Annotated in this window: 18 protein-coding genes; 11 read left to right on the forward strand and 7 right to left on the reverse strand. The window is 59.4% G+C overall.

Annotated features, from left to right (window positions below; genetic code table 11):
• Position 1: 1 nt before the first annotated feature.
• From KW403_RS04445 to KW403_RS04460, 4 genes are all read left to right on the forward strand, one after another.
• Entirely contained in the window at positions 2-745 is a 744-nt protein-coding gene (locus KW403_RS04445) for an ABC transporter ATP-binding protein (protein WP_223021546.1), read from the forward strand.
• A gap of 38 nt (positions 746-783) precedes the next feature.
• A complete protein-coding gene (locus KW403_RS04450) occupies positions 784-2,010 on the forward strand; it encodes an amino acid ABC transporter substrate-binding protein (protein ID WP_246637892.1) in 1,227 nt (408 codons plus the stop codon).
• 169 nt (positions 2,011-2,179) lie between these two features.
• Positions 2,180-3,580 (forward strand): amidase, encoded by a 1,401-nt coding sequence (locus KW403_RS04455; RefSeq protein WP_223021548.1) that lies wholly within the window; start codon positions 2,180-2,182, stop codon positions 3,578-3,580.
• A 27-nt stretch (positions 3,581-3,607) separates the two neighbouring features.
• Positions 3,608-5,056, forward strand: a complete 1,449-nt coding sequence (locus KW403_RS04460) for an N-acyl-D-amino-acid deacylase family protein (RefSeq protein WP_223021549.1) — start codon at positions 3,608-3,610, stop codon at positions 5,054-5,056.
• A gap of 14 nt (positions 5,057-5,070) precedes the next feature.
• Here the strand turns inward: KW403_RS04460 and KW403_RS04465 are convergent, their stop codons facing one another.
• A complete protein-coding gene (locus tag KW403_RS04465; RefSeq protein WP_223021550.1) occupies positions 5,071-5,964 on the reverse strand; it encodes a LysR family transcriptional regulator in 894 nt (297 codons plus the stop codon).
• A 190-nt stretch (positions 5,965-6,154) separates the two neighbouring features.
• On the opposite strand from KW403_RS04465, the gene KW403_RS04470 reads away from it, so the two are divergent.
• The 5 genes from KW403_RS04470 to nadE are packed head-to-tail and all read left to right on the forward strand — an operon-like array spanning position 6,155 to position 12,096.
• Complete coding sequence (locus KW403_RS04470) at positions 6,155-7,264, forward strand: hypothetical protein (protein ID WP_246637893.1); 1,110 nt, start codon at positions 6,155-6,157, stop codon at positions 7,262-7,264.
• Positions 7,265-7,320: 56 nt separating this feature from the next.
• Positions 7,321-9,267, forward strand: coding sequence for an asparagine synthase (glutamine-hydrolyzing) (gene asnB / locus KW403_RS04475; protein WP_223021551.1), 1,947 nt, complete (start codon positions 7,321-7,323; stop codon positions 9,265-9,267).
• Between the two features lie 17 nt (positions 9,268-9,284).
• Positions 9,285-9,557, forward strand: a complete 273-nt coding sequence (locus KW403_RS04480) for an acyl carrier protein (RefSeq protein WP_223021552.1) — start codon at positions 9,285-9,287, stop codon at positions 9,555-9,557.
• A gap of 17 nt (positions 9,558-9,574) precedes the next feature.
• Positions 9,575-11,116: a class I adenylate-forming enzyme family protein gene (locus tag KW403_RS04485; protein ID WP_223021553.1), complete on the forward strand. Its 1,542-nt coding sequence runs from the start codon at positions 9,575-9,577 to the stop codon at positions 11,114-11,116.
• A complete protein-coding gene (gene nadE / locus KW403_RS04490) occupies positions 11,113-12,096 on the forward strand; it encodes an NAD(+) synthase (protein ID WP_223021554.1) in 984 nt (327 codons plus the stop codon). Before KW403_RS04485 ends, nadE begins: the two co-directional genes overlap by 4 nt.
• Here the strand turns inward: nadE and KW403_RS04495 are convergent, their stop codons facing one another.
• Together KW403_RS04495 and rocF are read right to left on the reverse strand one after the other, a co-directional pair.
• The gene (locus tag KW403_RS04495) at positions 12,097-13,182 is read right to left on the reverse strand and encodes an ornithine cyclodeaminase (RefSeq protein WP_223021555.1); all 1,086 of its coding nucleotides are present in this window, start codon (positions 13,180-13,182) and stop codon (positions 12,097-12,099) included.
• Between the two features lie 2 nt (positions 13,183-13,184).
• On the reverse strand, positions 13,185-14,105 hold the full coding sequence (gene rocF, locus KW403_RS04500; protein WP_223021556.1) for an arginase: 921 nt from the start codon (positions 14,103-14,105) through the stop codon (positions 13,185-13,187).
• 129 nt (positions 14,106-14,234) lie between these two features.
• Here rocF and KW403_RS04505 point away from each other — a divergent pair, with 129 nt between their 5' ends.
• Both KW403_RS04505 and KW403_RS04510 read left to right on the forward strand, forming a co-directional pair.
• A complete protein-coding gene (locus tag KW403_RS04505) occupies positions 14,235-14,672 on the forward strand; it encodes an Lrp/AsnC family transcriptional regulator (protein ID WP_223021557.1) in 438 nt (145 codons plus the stop codon).
• Positions 14,673-14,751: 79 nt separating this feature from the next.
• Positions 14,752-15,822 carry a Gfo/Idh/MocA family protein gene (locus KW403_RS04510; RefSeq protein WP_223021558.1) on the forward strand — a complete coding sequence of 357 codons (1,071 nt, stop codon included), beginning with the start codon at positions 14,752-14,754 and terminating at the stop codon, positions 15,820-15,822.
• A 4-nt stretch (positions 15,823-15,826) separates the two neighbouring features.
• On the opposite strand, the gene KW403_RS04515 is transcribed toward KW403_RS04510, so the two are convergent.
• From KW403_RS04515 to KW403_RS04530, 4 genes are all read right to left on the reverse strand, one after another.
• On the reverse strand, positions 15,827-16,990 hold the full coding sequence (locus KW403_RS04515; RefSeq protein ID WP_223021559.1) for a Gfo/Idh/MocA family protein: 1,164 nt from the start codon (positions 16,988-16,990) through the stop codon (positions 15,827-15,829).
• Positions 16,991-17,015: 25 nt separating this feature from the next.
• The gene (locus KW403_RS04520; protein ID WP_223021560.1) at positions 17,016-18,266 is read right to left on the reverse strand and encodes a cellulase family glycosylhydrolase; all 1,251 of its coding nucleotides are present in this window, start codon (positions 18,264-18,266) and stop codon (positions 17,016-17,018) included.
• A 227-nt stretch (positions 18,267-18,493) separates the two neighbouring features.
• Positions 18,494-19,507, reverse strand: coding sequence for a cell division protein FtsZ (gene ftsZ / locus KW403_RS04525; RefSeq protein WP_223021561.1), 1,014 nt, complete (start codon positions 19,505-19,507; stop codon positions 18,494-18,496).
• A 174-nt stretch (positions 19,508-19,681) separates the two neighbouring features.
• Positions 19,682-20,905 (reverse strand): glycosyltransferase family protein, encoded by a 1,224-nt coding sequence (locus KW403_RS04530; protein WP_223021562.1) that lies wholly within the window; start codon positions 20,903-20,905, stop codon positions 19,682-19,684.
• Positions 20,906-20,917 lie beyond the last annotated feature (12 nt).

The following is a 20,917-nucleotide window of genomic DNA, read 5'->3' on the forward strand; positions in this document are numbered from 1 at the left end:
CATGCATGGCGTTGAACTGAGCATGGAGAACATCTCCGTCGCCTATAACGGAGACATCACGGTTCTCAAGGATGTGGCGCTGCGCGCCAAACCCGGCGAGGTGACGGGCATTATCGGACCGAACGGGGCCGGCAAGTCGACCGTGCTGAAGACGATTTTCGGTCTTTTGTCCACCAAATCCGGAACGATCAGCATGGGCAGCCGCGACATCACCAGTCTCAAGGCGTTCCAGCGTGCGCTGGAAGGCGTGTCCTTCGTACCGCAGAACCGCAGCGCCTTTGCCGGTCTGTCGGTCTACGACAACCTGCTTCTGGGCTGCTGGCCCTTCCGCAAGGACAAGGCCCGCATCGACCGCGCTATCGAGGGCATTTTCGAGCGTTTCCCCATCCTCAAGGAAAAGCGCTCCAGCCTGGCCGGCTCCATGAGCGGCGGCCAGCAACGCTTTCTGGAAATCGCGCGTGCGCTCGTCACCGAGCCCAAGGTGATCCTGCTCGATGAGCCCACCGCGATGATCGCGCCGAAGATCTCAAAGGATATCTACGCGCTGACCCGCGATCTCGCAGACCAGGGGGCAACCATCATTCTGGTCGATCAGAACGTGCGTCAGTGCGCCACCATTTCGGACAGGCTCTACATTCTGGAGCTTGGCCGAAACAAGGCGGAGGGGAGCCGGGAGGATTTTGCCACCGACGGACAGCTCAAGGAGATGGTCGCCGAGTGGATGAACTACAAGATCGACGTGTGAGGCGTCGTCTTTCCAATAGCAACAAAAGGGGAATGCCCATGTGGACTATGACCAAACGCACCTTCATGGCGGGCACACTGCTTGCCAGCCTTGCGCTGCCTGTGGCCGGCCAGGCGCAGGAAAAGATCAAGATCGGTATGACCATATCGTCATCCGGCAACTTCGCGCTCGCATCGCAATCGGGCGTGCGCGGCGTGGAAATCTGGGTCGATGAAGTCAACGCCAATGGCGGCCTGGACGTCAATGGCGAGAAGCGCCTCGTCGAACTCGTGAAGCGCGATGACCGCTCCGACAAGCAGATGGTTGCACGCGTCTATGAAGATCTGATTGCCAATGAGGATGTCGATCTTCTCATGGCGCCTTTCGGCTCCACCCTGACGGCAGCCGCGGCCACCGTGACCGAGCGTCTCGACAAGTTCATGGTCATCTGGTCCGCCGCCTCCGATGCGCTTTACAGCCAGGGATTCAAGAACATCGTCTCGGCAACGCAGATGCCGGTCTCGCGCATGCCGTCCGCCGGACTCGAGGCCGCCGCAGCGCTGGGTGGCAAGAAGGTTGCCATCGTCAATGTGGATGAGCCCTTTCCCGCCGGCCTTGCCGACGGTGCCGAAGCGATTGCCGAACAGCACGGGATGGAAGTCGTGCTGAAAGAGGATTATCCGAAGGGCACGAAGGACTTCAGCCTGCTTCTGCAGAAAGCGCGCGCCGCTGGAGCAGACGTGTTCTTCCCCACCAGCTATGAGGGCGACCTGATCTCCATGGTGCGGCAGATGCGCCAGATGAACGTGAACTTCCCGTTCTCGTTCATGGTCTATGCCTCGACACCGCAGTTCATCGAGATCGGCGATGACGCGCAATACATCTACAGCCACACCAACTTCCACCCCACCATCAACTGGGAAGTGGATGCAGGGCTCGATCGCGAAGGTTTCCTCGCCGCATACGAAAAGCTCTTCCCGGACGTTTCCTATGAGCCCGATTTCCAAACCGTTCTCGCCTATGGCGCCGGCGTGATTGCCGGAGAGATCATCGAGAATGCAGAAAGCCTGGACGCTGCCGACCTCAAGAAGGCGGCCATGGAACTCAGCGACAAATTGACGGTTCTCGCCGGTCCCTACGCGATCGACGAAACCGGAAAGCAGCTGAAAATGCCTTTCCCGGTGGTGCAGTTGCAGCCGGGCAAGGGGCTCGTAACCGTGTGGCCAAAAGAAGTCGCCGTCGCAGAGCCCATCTACCCGATCCCTGGTTGGGATCAACGCGACTAGATCGCCGTGCGTCCGTCCGGACGCAAAACGGACGATCTGGCTTAACTATGGAGCATCGGAATGCCCGAAAGCGGAATTCCACTTTTCGGTTCGATGCTCTAGCCACTTGGCGCCCGGCTTCCGAAACGTCTCCCTCGGGGTCGGGCGCATTTTCCAAGAAAAGAACATCATGGATCCGTCATTCGCGTCCCTTGTGGACCTCTCGAAAGCGCTGAGCGAAGGCTCGCTCACCTCCACCACCATCACCAGTCATTATCTGGAGCGCATAGCCCGGCATGACACGGCTCTCGGCGCCTTTGTCCATGTGGACGCAGAGAAAGCAATGGCCATGGCGGAGGGGCTCGACAGGCTGCGCGCGTCTGGTGTGGTCTACGGCCCCCTTCATGGCATACCCATCGCCGTGAAAGATCTCATCGACTGGCAGGATGAAATCTGTACGGTAGGCAGCAAGGCCTGGAAAGACCGGCGCTCCACCGGCGACGCCATCGTCATGCGCAGGCTGCTTGCCGCCGGCATGATCCCCATCGGGCGCACGGCCATGGTGGAATTCGCCTTCGGCGGCTGGGGCACCAATCCGCTTTGCGGCACGCCACGCAACCCGTGGGACATGAAGACACACCGTATTCCCGGCGGTTCCTCCAGCGGCTCCGGTGTGGCGGTGGCGGCCGGTCTCGCGCCCGCCGCCCTTGGCAGCGATACGGGCGGGTCCGTGCGCATTCCCTCTGCCCTCAATGGCCTTGTCGGCCTGAAGCCGACCTTTGGGCGCATCAGCCTCAGGGGTTGTTTCCCGCTATCCGCTACGCTGGATTCCGTCGGACCGATGACGCGCACAGTCGAGGATGCGGCTCTCCTGTTCGAAGCACTTTCCGGGGCCGAACCCGAGGATCCCGCTACCCGGCTTGCACCACCGCTCACCTCCGGTGCATGGCAGGAAATGCGCGCTCAAGGCATGCAGGTTGCCGTCATGCGCGAGGAGGATTTTCCGCTTGCGCTCGATGCCGAAAGCCAGGCCGCCTATGACCGCGCAAAGGAAGCGCTCGCCGGGCTCAGCGTCAAGCTCGTGCCGGCGGATCTGCCCTTCTCCTTCAATGACATGACCGAACGCAACGGGCGCATTATCGCGGCGGAATCCTATGCGGTTCACCGCGAATATATCCATGACGAAAACATCCCCATCGGACCTTATGTCCGACAGCGTGTGCTTGCGGGAGCGGCCATCAGCGCCAATGACTACATCGAAACGCTCGCAGATCATCGTCGCATGAAAGCGGCCTATGCCGAGTTCATGAAACCCTTCGACGCTCTGCTAACGCCGTCGCTTCCCTTCCCTGCCATCCCGGTAGCGGAAGTGGACGAGGCCACGGTGCCGCTTGCGGCCTATGGCCGGCCGGCAAACTACGTGGGTGCTTGCGGGCTCGCTCTTCCCGCGGGTTTCACCACAGGTGGTCTCCCGCTTTCGGTACAGATTATGGGACGCGCCTTCGGTGAGGAAAGATTGCTCGCGATGGGGGCAGCTCTCGAAAAGAGCATCTCAACCACGAACCGGCATCCCGACCTTTCGGCCGCCTAAGCAACAACAATCGGCAAGGAGTTTCCGATGACGCAATCCACATGCGACACGCTTTTGAAAAACGCCTTGCTGTTCGATGGCCTGGGGGGGCCACCGACCCGCGGCGGTGTGGCACTCTGCAATGGCCGCATCGCCGCGGTCGGTGACGTTTCCGGCTGGAGTGGCAGCCAAACCATTGACCTTGACGGTCTCAGCCTTGCCCCCGGGTTCATCGACGTTCACACGCATGACGATCTTGCAGTTCTGAACGACAGCGCTATGGAGCCCAAGATCACACAAGGCGTGACCAGCGTGATCGTCGGCAATTGCGGCATCAGCCTCGCACCCTACGAGAAGCCGCAAGAATTGGTGCCGCCGCTCGGCCTTCTCGGCACAGCGGAAGACTACCGTTTCGGCTCCTTCGCCTCCTATCGCAGCGCAGTCGACGCGGCCAATGTCGCGGTCAACGTGGCGGCCCTCGCCGGTCATGGCACGCTGCGCGCCATGACCCTCGAAGACACAAGCAAACCTGCCTCGGAAGGCCAGATCGCCATCATGCGGGTGCTCTTGGAAGAGGCGCTAGAGGCCGGTGTTTTGGGATTGAGCACAGGTCTCGCCTATCCCGTTGCGCGGAACGCGCCGACCGACGAGGTGGTGGCACTCTCGCGAACCGTCGCAGCCTTTCCGGGCGCACTTTACGTCACCCATATGCGGGATGAGCGCGATGGGGTTGAGGAGGCCGTCGGAGAAACCATAGCGATTGGCCACGCCGCCGGCGTTCCGGTGGTCATTTCCCATCACAAATGCATCGGTCGCCAGAACTATGGCCGGTCAGTCAAGACGTTGGCGATGATCGACAAGGCGCTGCAACAGCAAGACATTGCAATGGATGTCTATCCGTATGAAGCCAGTTCCACAGTGCTCTTGCCGGAGATGACACGCCATGCGGAACGCATTCTGGTGATCGATTCCGGGTCCCATCCCGAATGCAACGGAATGGAGCTCTCCAAAGTCGCGGAGAAAATGGGCTGCGATCAGGAAGAGGCTGCCCGCAGGCTGGCACCCGCGCGCGGCATCTATTTCCAGATGTCGCCTGAAGACATCAACCGCATCATGCGGCACCCACGCACGATGATCGGTTCTGACGGCATTCCCGGCCCGCAAGCTCATCCACGCCTTTGGGGCACATTCCCGCGTGTTCTTGGCCGGTATGTGCGCGAGGATGGTATCTTGCCGTTGGAAGAAGCGATCCGCAAAATGACGTCTCTGCCCGCCCAGGTTTTCGGCTTTGCCCGTCGCGGAAGGTTGCAGGAGGGATTTTACGCCGACCTTGTCGCTTTCGACGCCGACACCGTCCTCGATCTTGCAGATTACGAGACGCCTGACCACGCTTCGGCCGGCATAGAGCATGTCTTTGTCAATGGAGTGGCGGTGCTTGCCAATGGCGCAGTGACCGGCGATCGCGGCGGTCGCTTCGTGGCGCGCGGTGAGACCTGAACTGCCCTACCTGTTCAGGTCTCACGATGAAGTTCCTGACAGGCCAGCTTCAGAATCTTGATGAACATCTCTTCTGCATTGGACACGGCACGATTTTCCGAGGTCAGCGCGGTGATGGTGAACTTCAGATCTGGCTCGAGCGCCCGCAGGCGCACACCTTTGGTAAAGCGTGCGGAAAACTCATCCACGATAGCACAGCCCACACCTTCACTCACACAAGCTGCTGCAACGGAATAGGTGTGGACGGATATGCGCGGTTCGTAGGGAACACCTTCCGCATCGAATGCAGACTTGAGAAAGGTGCCGACAGGGGATTCCTTCTCGAGCCCCACAAAATTCTGCATGTCAATTTCCCCAAGAGTAATGGGAGTTGACGTTGCCGGAACCGAAGAATCGTCAGTCTCCAGATAGGTGAGGCTCATCGTTCCCACGGGTATGGAATTGATGCCCGGCGTCTCCATGATGTTGAAGGCCACGGCCAGATCGAGATCGAGCGCTCGCAGACGTCTGACCAAGACATCATAATGGTGTGTGAAGAGCTCGACCTTGAAACCCTCCCAATGCTTGGGCAGATGCGAAACGACCCGGGGGGCAAGCCCAACGCCCAGACTGGGCAGAAACCCGACGCGCAACACATCGTCGGGATTGCGTCCCAGATTGCGCGCGAGGGTGCGAAACCGCTCCAGTGCACCATGCACGTCCACGGCTTCGGAAAATAGCAATTCTGCCTCTCGGGTCGGTACGAGGCGCTGCTTCACCCGGTCGAACAATTTGAAGCCGAGGAGCGATTCGGCATGTTTTAAAGTGCGGCTCAATGCCGGCTGCGAAACGTTGAGGCGCTCTGCTGCCGCGTTGATGGATCCGGCCAGACGAATGGCGTGAAAAACTTCTATATGTCGAAGATTCATTAAGCCCGGTAATGCTGTTCGTGTTCCCGTTTGCAGTCTTCTGGCTGCCTTGCCTGGGATGATACACGCTCAATGCATCGCATTGCACAAAAACTTTCTGTCACAAAAGACTTCGTAAACAACTTTAGGTCACAGACTGTGTCCCAACTGCAAATTGTTCAACCGGGGCGCGAAGTGCCGTGTTTTTTCCATGAGTGATATTCGCCCATTGGAACAGGACGACATTCCTGCGGTGGCTGAGATGCTTCAGCGGATATTGCGCAAGAGGCGCGCCCCCGCTCCGCAGGGTATGCGCGACTATCTTCGAGAGCTGTTTCTCGATCCCCCCTGCCGGGAGGACGACATCCGCTCACTGGTTCATCTGCGCGAAGACGGAACGGTCAACGGTTTCATGGGCGTTCTGCCCATGCGGTTCACATTCCGGGGGGAGACACTCAGAAGCGCTATTGGCGGCAGCTTCATGGTCGACCGACACGAAGACGATCCCTACGCCGGTGCACGCCTTCTACGGGCCTTCCAGTCGGGTCCACAGGATCTTTCTCTCACGGAAACCGCCAATGATGTGTCGACCAGCATGTGGCGCAAGCTGCGCGGAACCATCCTGACCGAATACAGTCTGGAATGGCTGCGCATTTTGCGCCCGGCCGGCTTCATGGCCGCCATTGCGGCACACGCATTTGCTCCGGCCGCTCTTGTACAACCATTTGCTCGCCCATTGGACGCCCTGTTGCGTCGCAGAGGCTCTCCACCGCAGTGGACACATGTGGCCGATGGCGAGTTTGCGCAAAAGGCGCTCGTGAGCGAAGACACCGATATCGCGGAGACAATGACGCTGATCCGGTCGTTTGCCTCCACCTTCGCCCTTCATCCCGAGTGGTCCCACACCGAGTTGGAACGGATGGTGGTTGAAGCACAACGCAAAGCCAATTACGGCGCAATGGTGCGCCGCAAGGTTATTGCCCGTGGCGGCAAGACCGTTGGCTTCTTCGTGTATTATGGAAACAGAGGCGGGATAGGGCGCGTCATCCAGATCCTTTCACTGCCGGGCCACGAAGGCTCCGTGCTCGACACGATGCTCGACGATGCCACTGCACGCGGCCTGGTCGCCCTGCGCGGGCGAGGCCAACCTGCTCTCGTAAACGCCATGCTTGGCAAACGCTTCGCGTTTGTTCATGCGTCCTCCAGCATCGTTCATGCAAAGGACAAAGCGCTTCTGGAGCCGTTTACTGCCGGACAAGCCTTTCTCAACGGCTTTGCGGGAGAATCCTGGACCCGGCTCCTTGGGGACCGTTTCGACTAGAGCGGTTCCGGAAAAACGAATACCGGGCGATTGGGCCCGCTGGGATAACAGAACAGATGTGCGGAATCGCAGGATACTACGGTGCGGGCCTTCATCCTCGGGAAGCCGGAACGCTCCTCACGGCCATGTCGGCTGCGATTGCGCATCGCGGCCCCGATGAAGCGGGCATTCATGTCGATGGCGATGTGGGTTTGGCTCATCGTCGACTCGCAATCATCGGGCTGGCCGACGGGCAACAGCCCATGGCGACCGCCGACGGACGATTGTGCATTACCTACAATGGCGAGGTCTTCAATTACCTCGAACTGCGACAGGATTTGGAAAGTCGCGGGCACCGCTTTCGCACCGAAAGCGACACCGAGGTTATTCTTCATCTATATCGCGATCTCGGACCCGATTGCGTGGAAAAGCTGAACGGCGATTTCGCTTTTGCGATACATGACACCCACAATGAGCGGCTTTTTCTCGCGCGCGATCGCATGGGTGTACGTCCGCTGTTTTACACATGGCATCGCGGACGCTTCTACTTCGCGTCAGAAATCAAGGCACTCTTGACCGTTCCCGGTATCGATGCGCGGCTCGACCCCCTCGCGCTCGACCAGATTTTTACACTTTGGGCCCCCATTCCGCCACGCACCGCATTCCAGGGAATTTGCGAACTTCCCCCCGCGCACCGGATGACCGTGGATAATGGCACAGCGCAGATTCAACGCTACTGGGATCTGGATTTCTCCGATATCCATCACGACCATTCCGAAGACCGGATGAAAGAAGAAACACGCGCGCTTTTGGAAGACGCCACGCGCATCCGTTTGCGCGCCGATGTGCAAGTTGGGACATATCTTTCAGGTGGTCTCGATTCATCCATCATCGCCGCGCTCGCCAAACGCATGGCGCCGGCCGGTCTATCAAGCTTCGCCGTGACCTTCGCCGACCCCGCGTTCGATGAGAGTGGTTTCCAGAATGAGATGGTGGATGCCCTTGGCACCATTCACCACACGGTGGACTGCGACGCAGATGAAATCGCCACCGTGTTTCCGCAAGTCATCCGGCACACCGAGTTGCCGATCTTGCGAACCGGCCCCGCACCCCTCTACCAACTCTCCTCGCTTGTGCGATCAAAGGGCATCAAGGCAGTTCTTTCCGGCGAAGGCGCCGACGAGGTCTTTGCTGGATATGACATTTTCAAGGAAGCGTGCATCCGCCGTTTCTGTGCAGGGCAGCCCCGCTCGCAGCTGCGCCCGCATCTGTTTCGCCGCATCTACCCTTATCTCGCCAACCTGAAGCGCCAGACGCCCGACTATCTGGCAGCCTATTTCGGCATCACCACGGATCACCTTGACGATCCACTCTATTCGCATCGGCCACGCCTGCGGAGCACTGCGGGTGCCAAGCTGTTCTTCTCAAAAGCCATAAAGAAGGAGCTGGGCGACTACAGCGCGGCCGATGATCTTGTGTCCTCGCTGCCGGAAGCCTTTCATGGATGGCATCCACTGCATCAGGCGCAATATCTGGAGACCCGCTTCCTGTTGCCCGGCTACATTCTTTCCTCCCAGGGCGACCGCATGGCCATGGCGCATGGGATCGAAACGCGATTTCCCTTTCTCGACCATCGGCTGGTGGAACAGGCCGCCCGCGTCCCCGCGAACACCAAGCTGAGGGGGCTTCGCGAGAAGCACCTCTTGCGCGAGGCAATGCGTGCCTCGTTGCCCGAACGGATCGCCGAGAGGCCGAAACAACCCTACCGTGCCCCGGAGGCCAATGCCTTCACGGCAAACACACACGATTGCGTGGAAGCCGCATTCGGAAAAACGTCACTGGAAGAAACCGGCGTCTTTGACGTTGAAAAATCGGCGAGATTGTATAAAAAAAGCCGGCTAAGTAATTTCACCGGTTTTCGCGATAACGCCGCTTTTGTCGGCATCCTGTCAACGCAGATTTGGTCCCAGCAATTCGCCAGGCAGTTTCGCAGAACGGACGAGACCCTGGCGGTTCGTGTCTGACCGTGAAAGGAAGCACCATGCCCCAGCAGATCAATGCCGAAATACGCGCATTCATCGTTGAGAACTTTCTCTTTGGCGACGAGAGCGAGGCACCTGCCGACGATGCGTCGCTTATCGAGAGCGACATTGTCGATTCCACCGGCATTCTGGAGATGGTGTCCTTTCTGGAAGAGCATTTTTCGGTTGAAGTGGCGGATCCGGAAATCGTGCCAGAGAACTTCGACACGATTGCCCGCTTAACGGCCTTCGTCGCCGGCAAGAACAAGGCAAAAGCAGCCGCAGGCACCTAGGGTGAGGAGACAATCCCATGCGTGTTGAGGCATTCCTGCGGAAACGGGCAGCCATTGCCCCTTCGTCAACAGCCCTGATTGCCGGATCTGAGAGGTTAAGCTTCGCGGACCTTGATCAGCTGTCCGAGCGCATGGCAGGCACCTTAAGCCTCCAGGGAGTAAAATCCGGCGACCGGGTCGTCCTTTTCATGGACAGTGTGGCTGAAATGGCCATCGCCATCTTTGCGGGGTTGAAAGCAGGCGCAGTTGTCGTTCCTGTCAATCCCGGCGTGAGGGCAGAGGGCCTCGCCCACGTTTTAAGGCACTGCCTGCCCAAAGCCCTGGTATACGACGCCAGGCACATCAAGCTCTGTGATGAGGCGACTGTGGCAGCGAGCCACAAACCCCTTTCCATCATAGCGCGGTCAGGCACTCTGGCTCCGCACGACGCCGTTGCGTTCGAGGCTTGCCTCGAGACGAAGGCGCCATTACCCGCCGGTCAAAAAAATGACCGCGATCTCGCCTTTCTGATCTATACCTCCGGCTCATCCGGCATGCCCAAAGGCGTGATGATGAGCCACGGAAATGTCGACGCGGCATCAGCAATGATCGCCAGCTATCTGGGCAATGACGATCATGATGTGGTGCTTTCGGCACTACCGCTTTCTTTCACCTACGGGCTCTATCAACTCCTCGTCGCAATACGCAGTGGCGCAACGCTCGTTCTGGAGAAAAACTTCGCCTATCCTCATGCAATCCTTGAAAAGGCGTGTGACGAGGGTGTCACCGGTTTTCCTCTGGTGCCCACCATGGCGGCTATGCTTGCCACGCTCAAGAACCTGAGCCACGAACGTCTCCCGCCACTGCGTTACATGACCAATGCTGCGGCGCATCTGCCCCCCGCCCATATCGAGGCACTACGCGCTCTCTTCCCCGCTGCGCGTCTTTACTCCATGTACGGGCTCACCGAATGCGCGAGAGCGACGTTCCTTGCCCCGGAGGAGCTAGAACGACGCCCCACATCCGTCGGCAAGGCTCTCCCGGGCACAGAGGCCCTTGTCGTGGATGAAAACGGAAATGAGGCCGCGCCGAACATTCCCGGCGAACTGATCATCCGCGGCCCCCATGTCATGCAGGGTTATTGGGATGACCCAGTGGAAACGGCCCGCGTCCTGCGTTCTGGTCCCGATGGCAGAGGCAAATTCCTTCACACCGGCGATCTGTTCAAACGCGACACGGAGGGGTTCCTCTACTTCATTGGCCGCCGCGACGAAGTGGTGAAAGTCCGTGGTGAAAAAGTCTCACCCAGGCAGGTGGACGCGGTGCTTTCCGCCTGCCCCGGAGTGCACGAGGCCGTCGCCTTCACCACGCCTGACCCGATCGCCGGCAACCGGCTCGACGCTCTCGTGGTACCCGCGTCACCGGAGCTGACTGAGCAAGTGCTCGCCCGCTTCTGCAAGCAACGATTACCGGACCCGATGGTGCCTAAATCATTCATTTTTCGGACGGAATTACCAAAGACGCCGAACGGAAAGATCAGCCGCCGCCTTGCCGCCATGGAGGCCACGAGAATCGTATGACTATCTGCTTCTCCACAAACGATCTGAAAATCGACGTCGTTGCCGAAACGGACCGCATCGTCCGAGCACTGCGTACCCAGCTCCGTACCAGCCTGCGCAAACGCGGGTTAGTGCTCGGAGTGTCGGGTGGCATCGATTCCAGCGTCTGCGCAGCCCTTGCCGCCCGGGCATTGGGGCCGGAACGCGTCTTTTGCCTGTTCATGCCGGAATATGACTCGGATCCCGAAAGCCTGCGGCTTGGTCAGGAGGTTGCGAGCGTTTTTGGGCTTGAAAGCGTCATCGAAGACATCGGTCCAACCCTGGAAGCCATGGGGTGTTATGACCGGCGCGACGCTTTCATCCGCCAGGTGGTGCCGGAATTCGGCCCGGGCTGGTCTATGAAGATCGCCATCGCCAATGCCCTCACCACCAAGGCCTACAACATTTCCTATCTCGTGGTGCGCAGGCCCGACGGGACGGTCGAGAAACACCGTCTTCCACCCGAGGTGTATCTGGGTATCGTCGCTGCCACCAACATGAAGCAACGCACCCGCAAGCAGCTCGAATATTACCATGCTGATCGGCTGAACTATGCGGTGATCGGCACCCCGAACCGACTGGAATACGATCAGGGATTCTTTGTGAAAAATGGCGACGGCGCCGCTGATGTGAAGCCCATCGCCCATCTCTACAAGTCACAGGTCTACCAGCTCGCAAAACATCTGGGCGTGCCTGCGGAAATCCGCCGGCGCATGCCGACAACAGACACCTATTCGCTCGCCCAGTCCCAAGAAGAGTTCTTTTTCGCCCTGCCTTATCGCGAAATGGACCTATGCCTTTACGGGCTCGACCACGATATTCCGGCCAAGAAGGTCGCCTGCGCCACGGGCCTCAGCGAGCGGCAGGTGGGCCTTGTGTGGCGCGACATCGCCGCAAAACGCAAAGTGGCGCACTATCTGCATCTGCCACCGCAGACTGTGGAAGAGGTCTCGACACCGTGATCATCCGGCCTTCCTGGAAGCCAGAAGCGACGAACCGGGGAAACGCAGAAGCATACCGAAAAGGTCGCGCGGCTCATCGGGATCCGCGAGAAGGTCAAGCTCGATGAAGTGACTGGTCTCGCGCACCCGGTCATAGACATAACGCAATGCCGAAAAGTCCTCCGTCGCGAAACCCACGGAATCGAACAGCGTGATTTGTCGCGCATCGCGCCGCCCTTTCACCTTTCCAGCAATCACCTGCCACAATTCTTCTACCGGGTGATCTTCCGCAAGCTGCTGGATTTCGCCCTCAATACGGGTCTGCGGAGGATACTCGACGAAAATGTCGGATCGGGTGAGAATATCGCGATGCAGTTCTGTCTTGCCGGGGCAGTCACCACCCACCGCATTGATGTGCACGCCGGAGCCGACCATATTGTCGGTGAGGATTGTGGCATATTGCTTGTCAGCTGTCGCCGTGGTGATGATGTCCGCTCCTTCGACCGCCTCTTCCGGCGTGCTGCACGCGACCATTTCGAAACCCAACCCTTGCAGATTGCGCAGACATTTTTCTGTTGCATCACCATCGATGTCGTAGAGCCTGAGGCGATCGACACCGAGGGCGGCTTTGAAGGCCATCGCCTGGAACTCGGACTGCGCGCCATTGCCGATAAGCGCCATGGTACGCGACCCTTCCGGCGCCAGATATTTCGCTGCCAGCGCAGAGGTGGCGGCAGTGCGTAACGCTGTGAGGATGGTCATTTCGGTAATCAGAAGGGGATAACCATTGCCCACATCGGCATACACTCCGAATGCGGTCACCGTCTGTCGGCCCTCGCGCGTGTTTTTGGGATGACCGTTCACATATTTGAAGCCGTAGTGCCTGCCATCGCTTGTCGGCATCAGCTCGATCACACCTTCACGGCTGTGGGAGGCCACACGCGGTGTCTTGTCGAAATCCTCCCAGCGGCGGAAATCCTCTTCAATGTAGTCGGTCAATTCCGCCAGGAACCGCTCGACACCAATCTCCAGCACCAACTCCATCATGTGATGCACACTGACGAAAGGAACGAGGTTCAGCTTGTCGCTTGCGGGAGTGTATTTCATTCTTAATGGCTCCTTGTTGGCCGGTCCATGATGCGCCGGCCAAGCAGACTGGCTGTGAGATCGACGAGCAGGGTGGCCGTGCGACCGCGCTCATCGAGAAAGGGATTGAGTTCCACGAGGTCGAGGCTGGTGACGAGGCCACTGTCATGCAGCATTTCCATCGCCAGATGCGCCTCTCGAAAAGTCGCGCCGCCAGGCACGGTAGTGCCAACAGCCGGGGCAATGGCCGGATCGAGAAAGTCGACATCGAGGCTGACATGCAGGCATCCACCTTCGGTCGCCACGCGCTCCAGAAATGTGCGCAGCAGCGGCGCAAGGCCATGTTCGTCGAGCGCCCGCATGTCGTGAACCGTAACGCCTGCGTGATGCAGCGCCTCCCGCTCGGCGGGATCCACGCTGCGCAACCCCATTGCACAAATACGTGTCGGGTCGATCGCGGCTTGAAGCGGAGGAAAATACCCTTCGAAGCCCGGCTGGCCGCTCGCATAGGCGAGTGGGACGCCATGCAGATTGCCGCTGGTGCTGGTTTCAAGCGTGTGAAAGTCTGGATGTGCATCGAGCCAAAGAACGAAGAGTGGCCTGTCGGTCTCGGCCGCGCGGCGCGCTACACCGGAGAGCGTCCCTGCCGCCATGCTGTGATCTCCGCCGAGAAAGATCGGCATACCATCGCCACACGCCTCATAGGCTGCCTCACTGATCGCAGCTGTCCACGCGACGATCTCCGGCAGAGCCCTCAGGGCTGGGTTGCCGTGTAACCTTACGTCCTGCCGCGCTGGAACAACGGTTCCCAAATCGGTGACCTGATGGCCAAGCTCGCCAAGGGCAGCCACGAGACCCGCCGTGCGCAATGCGCTCGGCCCCATCTCGCAGCCCATGCGCCCTGCCCCATCCTGCACCGGAATGCCCAAAATCTTACAATGCATGCTGCCTGCACCCCGTCGAAGACCGCCGGTATAGGAACCCGAATCGCCGGCAGAACGAACAAACCAAATTGCCAAAAATCACAGCGTCACTTATCATATTGATCAATACGAATTGCGTTTTGAGAAATCATGGACGAGCTGGACGAACGTCTGATCACCCTACTGCGTCATGATGCGCGCCGGAGTATTTCGGACCTGGCCATGGATCTGGGCGTTTCACGCGCCACGACCCGTGCACGCATGGAGCGGCTGGAAAAGGCGGGGCACATTGTCGGCTACACGGTCATTCTGAGGGCCGACACGGTGGCAGCGCCAGTACGCGGCATCACCATGGTGGAGATCGAAGGGCGATCCGCGGACAGGGTGATCCATGCGTTGGAAGGATTTCCGGAGGTCTCGGCCATTCACACCACCAATGGCAGGTGGGACATCGTGGTGGAGCTCGGTGCCTCCACCCTCACCGATCTCGACGCTGTGCTGCGCCGCATCCGCCTCGTCCCGGGCATCATGAACAGCGAAACAAGCCTGCTGCTCGCGACCCCGCACAGCACGCGGGCGCGGCTGTGAACACGGTTTATAGGGGCGTTAACCTGATGCTTCTAACCTGAAATCCCCTGCTCCATCCGTAAACTGCGAGCCAACAACGATGCCAGACAAAACCGTGGAGCCTGTTCGCTGGGGCATTGTCGGCACGGGAACCATGGCCGACCAATTTGCCGAGGATCTCAAACTTTCCGACGGCGCCGTGCTTGCAGCGGTTTCTTCACGAAATTCAGACAAAGCGAAGGCTTTCGCTGTTCGCCATGGGAGCCAAATATCGGCGCACGCCTCCTATTCGGGCCTTCTTGCTGATCAGACAGTGGATGCCGTCTATGTGGCGACACCCAATGACACGCATTTCGCGGCAGCAAGCGCAGCGATCGAGAGCGGCAAAGGGGTTCTGGTGGAAAAACCGCTTGTTGCGACAAGCGCAGAAGCCGCCCGTCTGGCTGCGCTTGCTGCGGAGCGAGACGTTTTCCTGATGGAAGCCATGTGGACACGCTTTCTGCCTGCCATCACGAAAGCAAAGACGCTGATCGAGGAAGGCGCCATCGGCAAGGTTTCAAGCCTGCAAGGCATGCTTGCCTTTCACCATCCCTATGATCCCGAAAGCCGCTTTTATTCGAAAGAGCGGGGCGGTGGAGCAATGCTCGATCTGGGCGTTTACGGTGTGTCGCTTTCCCGCCTTCTGATGGGAGACCCTGTCGAACTCAGCGGGGAATGGCAGGCGGCTCCGACCGGTGTGGATCGCGCGGCATCTTTCACACTGCGCTTCAAAAATGACGTCGTCGCCACTCTCTCCTGCGCGTTCGATCATGAGGGCGACAACAGCTTCATCATCGAGGGAAGCAGGGGAGTGCTGGTCCTGCCTGCCCCTTTCATCGCTGCGCGGGACGTTTTGGAATGCTCAACCGGGTTTGCGGCGCGCCTCGCCACGATCCCGGGACGTTCTGCCTCAGCTCTTGCGATCCGCAAACTCGTATCGAGGCTGCCTCTGCCCGGCATTCGCAAACACAGTTTTCCCTATAGTGGTCATGGTCTTCAATTCGAGATCGAAGCGGCATCCAGTGCCATCCGTGCGCGCAAGACGTCCCATCCCGTAATGCACCCGCTCGACAGCGCCCGCACGCTGGAGATCATCGAAACCGTTCTAAGGGAAGAAAACCGGCAGCCCTGATCTCTCAGGATCCGCTCCAGCGCGGGCTGAACTCGAAACCGGTCTTAGGCGTGTAGTCATTCTCCCCGGCATTGAGCGCAAGGACCAGCTCCGTGAGGTGCAATGCCACTTTCCCGGAGAAAAACGGGGTTCGTCCCTCTTCCAGCGCGGCAGCCTGTTCAGCGATGCCGCCCATGAAGTCTATCTGCGAAGGGTATGATGGCAACGTCCGCTTCTTGCCTGCCTTGAGGCCTGTGACGCGCCTACCCGGGGAAACACGAACCGGAAGGGTTCGGCCGATCCTGTGTTCGATGAAATTGAGAGCACGTTCGAGAAACGATCTCTCCCCTCCGGGCGCCGAAAGGTGAATGGGCGAGTTGTCATCCCAGAGATCACGCAGGAACAGGCTGCCTTTGTCCCCTAGAACGGTGAACGAACGGTCGCGCGGTGCAGCCAGACCGCAGGTGAGTCGCGCTCGGACGCCACTTTCGAAGGTCAGGATACCCACTGAAAAATCCGGTGCCAGCGCTTCTTCGTCTCCCACCCCCTTGTCTGGAAAGCAAAGCGCGGAAGACGCCGAGAGATGAGCGACCGGGCCGAAGAGCTCTACCAGCCAGCTCAACGCGTAGCCGGCATGTTCCAGCGTGCAGCCGACCTTGAATTCTTCCGCTCCGGGCCAGGGGGCGCCCGAGCGGCTCCTCCAGTTCCGCCAGTCGGCGCGGAAAACGGGACCATCCTCCATCTCCGCATAGACAAGGCGTGGCCGGCCGATCCGGCCTTCCGAAAGAAGGCGGGCAAACGCGTCATGGGCCGTGCTCAATGCGTTTGCAGGCGCACAGCAAAGGGTAAGGCCGCGTTCGGCTGCAAGCTGCGCCACTGCTTCTGCTTCGTCGAGGCGCATGGCGAGCGGCTTCTCGCAATAGACGTGCTTGCCGGCTTCAAGACACGCCTTGTTGACTGCGTAATGGCTCTCCGGATTGGTCAGATTGACGACGATGCCCACCTCCCCGTCCTCAAGAAGGGCCTGCATGTCGGTATAGGCGCGCACTTTGTGAAAAGCGCAAAACCGGGCGAGCCTTGCTGAATCCCGGTCCCATACACCCGCCAGTTGGAGGCCCGGATGGTTTTCCAGCGTGGTCATGTAGTAGTCAGCGACGAAGCCCGTGCCGACAAAAGCGATTTTCGACATTGCAAGCCTCACTCAGATCCTGAGCTCATTTCTCCAGCGCACGGATCATGCGCAGTACATCGTCCTCTGCAGGATTTCCGCCAAATTCCTCGACAATGCCGAAAGCCCCACCATAACCCCAAATAGACCAAGCAAAGCCGCGCTCCTCCGCCTTTTCGATCATGTCGCGGGTATAGGCAGCGCGCCACGCACCGGGCATCACCGCAGGGTTCTGGTACTCCTGACGGATCATGCCGAACTCACCAAGAAGGATGTTCTTTGGATCGACATTATGGCGCGCTGCCCAGTCCGCCACCGTCTTGAATGGTGCATCCATCTGCGCATCCAGTTCCTCGGGTGTATCGACACCAGCAATCTGCTCATCGAGATAGTCGATCATGCCAGAACGGCGCATGAAGGGCGCCTCGCTGCGGATGCGTTGACGCGCTTGCTCTACCGCATCGTCCAATTCGGACCTGTGCTCATGGGGAGGATAGGGTATGCCCGTGACATAGCGAATGAAATCGCCTGCCCATAGCGCTCCCTGCGTCGTCAGGATGAACGGATCGTAGGAGTGAAAGGCCCAAAGAATATTGTCGTCGGGAATGCTGTTCGGGTTGAGTGCCGAAAGCCCTTCGGCCGAACCCCAGCACGCACCTGACAAGACAAGTGTGGTGCGCGGCGCGGAAGAACGCGCTGCTGCAAACAGCCGACCAAGCTGCTCGTCCCAGGTTGCGCCCTCTACACCTTCGCAGCCCGTCACGGGTTCGTTCATCAGTTCGTAGGCGACCTGCTCTGGATCCTCGCCGGCAAGCGTGCGGCCCACATCCCGCACCAGCTCCAGATAACGTTCAAACAGCGCATCATCGCGAAGCAGCTCTTCAACCCCGGCAAACCGGTCGGCACCGCGCGGAATCGGATGAAGATCGACGATCACCTTCAGCCCGGCCGCATTGACGGATCTCACACCTTCCAGCACCGAACTCAGAAGCCGTTCACGCAGATGCGCGGCCTTCGGAGAGAGAAATGGAATGGGATCGACGGGCATGCGCAGGAAATCGAACCCGGTCTCCTTGAGCTGCGCCAAATCGCTGGAATTCAGTTTTCGACGCCATTCGGGATAAGGCAGAAGCACGCCATCCCGCGACCATTCCGCCTCGTTTGGCCAGGTATCCCAAAGGTCGAGATTGAGGCCGCGCTCAGGCGCGAAGGTGGCTGCCTCAAGCGGCCCGGAAGCCAGCGCCAAAAGGCCGATTACCGCCAATCCGGGCTTCAACCACGCCATTCTGCTCGCCATCCAGTGCCCCCGTTTCCTGATCCGTGCGGCAAACACCACACCTTCCGGATACCAGCCGCGGATTAACGAAACATGGTGATGACCGCCGGCAACCCGTGCTTCAGGGCGCCTTTATAAATTTGGGAAATTCCGGTTTGAAATTCTGAAATTCGCTCTGGAATAACGGAAAACCGGTCAAATTCCGAAATTCGAGCGGCGCGAAGCCGCCCGGAAAATCAGCGCACCATTTAAGCGCGCAGCGCCTCGGCGTGACCGTTCTCGCCCGCCTGCGCATCCGTCTCGCTTGCCAGCCCGGCCGCAACGACGGAGACGCGGAAGACACCTTCCAGCTTGTCGTCGAAGATGGCACCGACGATAATTTCGGCATCATCGCCGACTTCCTCGCGGATGCGGGTGGCAGCTTCGTCCACCTCGAAAAGGGTCATGTCGCGGCCACCGGAAATGGAAACCAGAACGCCGCGCGCGCCCTTCATGTTGGCTTCGTCCAGAAGCGGGTTGGCGATGGCCGCTTCCGCCGCCTTGATTGCGCGTGCATCGCCTGTTGCCTCGCCCGTTCCCATCATGGCGCGGCCCATGTCACGCATCACCGAACGAACATCGGCAAAGTCCAGATTGATCAGTCCTTCCTTGACGATCAGGTCGGTGATGCAGCGAACGCCCGAATACAGCACCTTGTCGGCCAGTTCGAACGCTTCGGCAAAGGTCGTCTTGGCGTCTGCGATGCGGAAAAGATTCTGGTTGGGAATAACGATGACCGTGTCGGCGGCCTGTCGCAGCAGTTCGATACCCCTCTCGGCAATGGCCATGCGGCGATTGCCCTCGAACGTGAAGGGCTTTGTGACAACCGCAACCGTAAGAATGCCGGCATTGCGTGCGGCAGCAGCAATGATGGGAGCAGCACCGGTGCCGGTGCCGCCGCCCATGCCGGCCGTCACGAAGCACATATGCGTGCCGGACAAATGATCCATGATCTCGTCGATGGTCTCTTCGGCGGCGGCCTGACCGATCTCCGGCAGTGACCCGGCTCCGAGCCCCTCGGTCGAGTTCGCTCCAAGCTGAATAAGGCGCTCGGCCTTTGACATGGTGAGTGCCTGCGCATCGGTATTGGCTGCAATGAAGTCCACACCCTGCAGGCTTTGCGCAATCATGTTGTTGACGGCATTACCGCCACCGCCACCGACACCGACGATGGTGATCTTGGGGCGCATTTCAGAGATTTCGGGCTTCTTTCCGTCCGTCATAGGGCCTTGGTCCTTCCTGGGGGCAGGCGGCGAAAACGAATCGCTCCGCCCGCGCGTCCGCATCAGGGAATCAGAGTGCGCACGCTTGTTCAAGTGCGCGCTACACCTCGAATGCCGCCACAATACGGCTCAGCTACAAATCTGATGACGCTTTGTAATCACCGGCCGGCGAAGTCATGACTGGCTGCCGGAATTGTCGGCAATGACGCTTTCACGCAGGAGCCTCAGAACATCCGGGTCAGCCGACTGCACACGGCTCCAATTGGCGATGAAGGGCGTTTCCATCGGGTGCTCCAGAAAGGTGTGTCCCGCCTCGACGATGTTCGCGGCGAAGAGCTCGACAGCCTTCTCTTCCTTGTGGCGGTCCACATGCAGACCATTCATGATGGCGTCGTTGTAGTATCGTTCGATGAGATCCAGAGCGAGCCGGTAGTAAGTGGCCTTGAGCGTGCGGAAATGCTCCTGGCTGAAGACCATGCCGTCGGTGGCAAGCTTGCGGAAGATCGCCTTGGATATGTCAATCGACATGCGCGAAAGCCCGCGCGCGGCATCCTCTGCCGACAGCGGCTGGTGCTTGTGATCGTAGCGGTCGCAGATGTCCACCTGGCAGACGGAGTGGCGACCGAGATTGCGCCAGACCTCGGAGAGAACGCCGATCTCCAGCCCCCAGTCGGAAGGAATGCGGATGTCCGGGAGGATGGACGTACGCATGGCAAATTCGCCCGCCAGCGGATAGCGGAAAGCCTGCAGATAGTCGACATAATCGCTGTGGCCGAAGGTGCGCTGCAACGCCTGCAAAAGCGGCGCAATCAAGAGCCGGCTGACCCGGCCATTCAGTTTTCCATCGGCGATGCGGGGGTAATATCCCTTGCAGAACTGGTAGGGAAAAGACGGATTGGCCAGCGGATAGACAAGCCGCATGAGCATTTCGCGCGAATAGGTGGTGATGTCGCAATCATGCAGAGCCACCACGTCGCTGTCCTGGCAGGCGATCGTATAGCCCATGCAATACCAGACATTCCGCCCCTTGCCCGGCTCTTCGGGCGCAAGGCCAAGCTCGACCAGCCGTTGCTGGACGGCCTTTAACCTTGATCCGTCATTCCACAGGATCGAGTGTTTTTGCGGCAGACGGGAGAAGTAATCCCGGGCGAAACGAAATTGTTGTTCGTCTGCCCGGTCCAGGCCTATGACGATGTGGTTGATGTAATCCACCTGGCAGAGCTCATCGACGATTTTGCCAAGCGCTGGGGCTTCAAGCTCTGAAAAGAGCGACGGCAGAATGAGCGTGATCTTGCGCCGAGTAGAAAAAAGGTTGAGCTGCCGCTCCATCTCTTCAGGTGTGGTGGTGCCCAGATTGTGCAGTGTTGCGACACTGCCGCTCTGCTGGAAATCCGACATGACTTTCCTCCC

This window comes from Nitratireductor kimnyeongensis, assembly GCF_019891395.1.
Taxonomy (GTDB): Bacteria; Pseudomonadota; Alphaproteobacteria; order Rhizobiales; family Rhizobiaceae; genus Nitratireductor; species Nitratireductor kimnyeongensis.

Excerpts from the sequence above, each read along its gene's own strand:
- KW403_RS04445 (WP_223021546.1), top strand. The coding sequence starts at position 2 with ATGCATGGCGTTGAACTGAGCATGGAGAACATCTCCGTCGCCTATAAC.
- KW403_RS04450 (WP_246637892.1), top strand. The coding sequence starts at position 784 with ATGTGGACTATGACCAAACGCACCTTCATGGCGGGCACACTGCTTGCC.
- KW403_RS04455 (WP_223021548.1), top strand. The coding sequence starts at position 2,180 with ATGGATCCGTCATTCGCGTCCCTTGTGGACCTCTCGAAAGCGCTGAGC.
- KW403_RS04460 (WP_223021549.1), top strand. The coding sequence starts at position 3,608 with ATGACGCAATCCACATGCGACACGCTTTTGAAAAACGCCTTGCTGTTC.
- KW403_RS04465 (WP_223021550.1), bottom strand. The coding sequence starts at position 5,964 with ATGAATCTTCGACATATAGAAGTTTTTCACGCCATTCGTCTGGCCGGA.
- KW403_RS04470 (WP_246637893.1), top strand. The coding sequence starts at position 6,155 with ATGAGTGATATTCGCCCATTGGAACAGGACGACATTCCTGCGGTGGCT.
- asnB (WP_223021551.1), top strand. The coding sequence starts at position 7,321 with ATGTGCGGAATCGCAGGATACTACGGTGCGGGCCTTCATCCTCGGGAA.
- KW403_RS04480 (WP_223021552.1), top strand. The coding sequence starts at position 9,285 with ATGCCCCAGCAGATCAATGCCGAAATACGCGCATTCATCGTTGAGAAC.
- KW403_RS04485 (WP_223021553.1), top strand. The coding sequence starts at position 9,575 with ATGCGTGTTGAGGCATTCCTGCGGAAACGGGCAGCCATTGCCCCTTCG.
- nadE (WP_223021554.1), top strand. The coding sequence starts at position 11,113 with ATGACTATCTGCTTCTCCACAAACGATCTGAAAATCGACGTCGTTGCC.
- KW403_RS04495 (WP_223021555.1), bottom strand. The coding sequence starts at position 13,182 with ATGAAATACACTCCCGCAAGCGACAAGCTGAACCTCGTTCCTTTCGTC.
- rocF (WP_223021556.1), bottom strand. The coding sequence starts at position 14,105 with ATGCATTGTAAGATTTTGGGCATTCCGGTGCAGGATGGGGCAGGGCGC.
- KW403_RS04505 (WP_223021557.1), top strand. The coding sequence starts at position 14,235 with ATGGACGAGCTGGACGAACGTCTGATCACCCTACTGCGTCATGATGCG.
- KW403_RS04510 (WP_223021558.1), top strand. The coding sequence starts at position 14,752 with ATGCCAGACAAAACCGTGGAGCCTGTTCGCTGGGGCATTGTCGGCACG.
- KW403_RS04515 (WP_223021559.1), bottom strand. The coding sequence starts at position 16,990 with ATGTCGAAAATCGCTTTTGTCGGCACGGGCTTCGTCGCTGACTACTAC.
- KW403_RS04520 (WP_223021560.1), bottom strand. The coding sequence starts at position 18,266 with ATGGCGAGCAGAATGGCGTGGTTGAAGCCCGGATTGGCGGTAATCGGC.
- ftsZ (WP_223021561.1), bottom strand. The coding sequence starts at position 19,507 with ATGACGGACGGAAAGAAGCCCGAAATCTCTGAAATGCGCCCCAAGATC.
- KW403_RS04530 (WP_223021562.1), bottom strand. The coding sequence starts at position 20,905 with ATGTCGGATTTCCAGCAGAGCGGCAGTGTCGCAACACTGCACAATCTG.